1 protein-coding gene is annotated in these 1,091 nt (G+C 51.8%); it reads right to left on the bottom strand.

Annotated elements, in window-relative coordinates; all coding sequences use genetic code 11:
- Nucleotides 1-1,091, bottom strand: a 1,091-nt coding sequence (locus tag HWQ67_RS19415) for a hypothetical protein (RefSeq protein ID WP_218254345.1), incomplete at both ends; no start/stop codon positions are given.

Below are 1,091 nucleotides of genomic sequence, written 5' to 3'. Positions count from 1 at the left end.
CACCGGGAATAGAGCCCATCTTCAGGACAATAGTAAATTTTAACGTTGTTGATGTAGTAGCCCTTGCCGTAAACCTGAATGCCGCACCCTGAAGCGTTGTTGTCTCTGTTACCATCCACACTAAGATTTTGAATGGAGAACCTATAATGCACCCCCTGAGCCACACTCCAGGCGCCGGGATCGGTAACGGCAACCATCGTGTCCCAGTTGATACTCTTGAAGACCCCGATATTGGCAGCATCAGCTTGTTTCATTACCGTTGCGCCCATACCGGACCCGAAGTAATGAACCAAACTCTTTGTTCCGAAGTTTGCCAGACTATTGTACCATGTCCCGTTACCCACCCAGATGAGCCCCGATGTCATAGCAGTAACAAGAGCCGTTGCAGCGGTTCCACAGCAAACAGTCTGATCATTCGGAACTGCCCCGAACCATTCCATGAGGTAATAAGAGCAACACCCGTCAGTAAGTACTATGCTCCCGGCCCCGCCGAATATCTCATAATTGCCTGCGCTCAACTTGTCGATGGTAACAGTTATCCCCGCAGCAGGATTTATCCGACCCTGAGGAGGAATAACCAACCTTATGTTCGATGGTACATGTACATCAACTCCCGGAGCGATGGCCGTGCAAATCCATAGGTCCACAGGCGCAGCACCGATGGCAGCAACCGCCGTAACCAGATCGTTATCGTATTCGGCAATATTGTGGATGCACAGTTCACAGCATTCTCCACCAGTACCAGTCCCCCCAGTAGGGATATCATGCCACTGCCATTCAGTTGCGGTCGCATCAGAACCCAAGAGCTTCAGTACAGGAAAGTCGGGTATGACCTTGTTCCTTAGTTCATCCGGGCAAGTGGGCCGGAATCTTCCCATGCGCTCCTCGAGTTCGACACACTGCTGAGTTAATCGGCACAGTTTGTCCACCGAATCGTCAAGGGCCGTAGCAGTCAACCTCTGCGCCTGAATGAAGTCTTGATCCTGTGTGAAATCACGGTTACTCCCGATCCACATAACGTATCCGACCGCAAGTGCATCGGTCAGAGTGATTGAGCCGGCCGCTCCGTCTCCACCAGACACCGTGTAATC

Origin of the sequence: Candidatus Magnetobacterium casense (assembly GCF_019173545.1) — a bacterium.
GTDB lineage: Bacteria > Nitrospirota > Thermodesulfovibrionia > Thermodesulfovibrionales > Magnetobacteriaceae > Magnetobacterium > Magnetobacterium cryptolimnobacter.
Note: the sequence above shows the minus strand (reverse complement) of the source record. Positions and strands in the feature narration are given on the sequence as shown.